1 protein-coding gene and 2 pseudogenes are annotated in these 1,864 nt (G+C 63.9%); all 3 read right to left on the reverse strand.

Going from position 1 to position 1,864, the window contains the following annotated elements:
* Positions 1-414, reverse strand: a pseudogene (locus AHiyo1_RS24715) (hypothetical protein); the annotation flags it as partial.
* A gap of 62 nt (positions 415-476) precedes the next feature.
* A pseudogene (locus AHiyo1_RS11210) lies at positions 477-1,108 on the reverse strand (TetR/AcrR family transcriptional regulator).
* Positions 1,105-1,864: YhgE/Pip family protein (locus AHiyo1_RS11215; protein WP_113990637.1), on the reverse strand; the 760-nt coding region annotated here is incomplete at its 5' end. The gene AHiyo1_RS11215 and the pseudogene AHiyo1_RS11210, both read right to left, overlap by 4 nt.

Raw genomic sequence — 1,864 nt, forward strand, 5'->3', positions numbered from 1 at the left:
AGCCGGACGGGCCACTGCCTTCGCACGGCGCGATGGCCATACCGCCCCCACGAACAAGATCAGCAGGGAGCTGCAGCCGGCAAGCGCGGCGAGGTAGAAATAGATGTCCGAGTCCTTGGTGCTCACCGCGCTGCCCAGGGCGTTCTCGTCCTGGTTGAAGGCGAGGCCCCACATGCGCAGGAACGCGATTCCGAACGCGATGAACAGGATCGTCGAGATGGCCCCGAGAACCAGCATGAAGTACCTGCGACGGGTGAAAACCTCGGCGACGCACGCCAGGTAGCCGATCGCCAGGGCCCCCAGGAAGATGTACATCACGGTTTCGTCAAGGGTGATGGCCAGGAGCACCAGCAAACCAGCAGACACCACAGCAGAGATAATCGCAAGCTTTCCGCTGTTCCCCATGTGACGCATGGGATTAATCATCCCTGACCCGCGGCAGCGCCGCGCCCCAAGACGCGGCAGTTGCCATACCGTTACCGCAGTACGTAGCCCCGCATGATGGTCATGAGGGCCGCTATGCTCTGCTCGCGGGTGCGCTCGGGGTTGTACGTCTGCCGGTCAAGGCCCACCACGAAGATCGCTCCGAACATCGCCGCCTCAAGGCTGCCCCGGGCAATACCGGTATCTACCGTGTAGGTGGCGGCGACCTTTTCGATGGCCGCGCCAATCACCGCGAGCAACTCGCTGCGGAGTTCGACGAAGAGCTTGCCCCACTCGCTGGGCGTCCGCCAGTTCTCGCTGATCCAGAGCCGCGCGAAGGACGGGTAGTCGTCCATGAAGTCCATAGCCTGGCCGAGCATGGCTCCATCGCTTCGAGCGGATCGGCGTGCAAGCCTTCGATGGTCTGGAGCCGGCCGAGCATGATGTCGACGCCGTGCCGCAGCAACTGGGCGATCAGATCGGACTTGCTGCCGAAATTGTAGTAGACCGTTCCCTTGGACACCCCGGCTGCGGCCGCGATCTCGTCCACGGTGACGCCCGCTGCGCCGCGCTCGCCGATCAGCTCCATCGAAGCGTCGAAAAGGCGCTGCTTGGTCGCGTTGGTGCGGGCCGGGCGGAGCTTCTTCTCCGGGAGCCCCGAGACATCCGGCTCTTGCATGCTCATACAGCGATCTCCGGCTTCAGGGTCTTGAGGGTCCAGAACTTGTGCTTACGGACAGCCAGCGTGGAAAGCGCGGCCCCCAGCACAGTGTAGCCAAGTAGCCCCAGGACAATCGGCCAGATCATGGTCAAGTCGCCGCCGTAGATCAGGTGCCGCATGCCGGTCACTACGTAGCCCATCGGCATGATCTCGTGCACCACGTGGAGAGGCATGGGGGTGGTTTGCCAAGGGAACGTTCCGCCGGACGACACCAACTGCAGGACCAGCAGGATCAGCACGACGAACTTTCCAGGAGTCCCGAGCAAGGCCACGATGCCCTGGATGAGGGCCGTGAACGCCATGACCGCTGCCAGCATGAACAACCACATCCACACCGGGTGAGCCGCGTTGAGTCCCAGCCCCAGGTCCACCACGAGGGTGAGGATACTGGCCTGCAGCACGGACACCACGAAGAACGGGAGCCAGCCGCCGACGGCGATTTTCCATGACGGCGCGTTCGACGCCAAGGCCCGCTGGGTGATGGGACGCATGGCCTGGACCAGCATGAACACGCCGATCCAGAGGGACAGTGTCAGGAAGAACGGGGCCAGGCCCGCACCGTAGGACCCTGCCTTGGCCTGCGATACGTTGTTGACCGCCACAGGATCGGCGATCACCTTGGACACCTCGCTCTTTTGGGCGTCGTTCGGGTTCGGGACCTTGCCTGCGCCCTTCGCCAACTCGCTCGCCAAGGTGCGGGATCCGTCAGCGGCGCTGGCA

It is taken from the genome of Arthrobacter sp. Hiyo1, assembly GCF_001263615.2.
GTDB lineage: Bacteria > Actinomycetota > Actinomycetes > Actinomycetales > Micrococcaceae > Arthrobacter.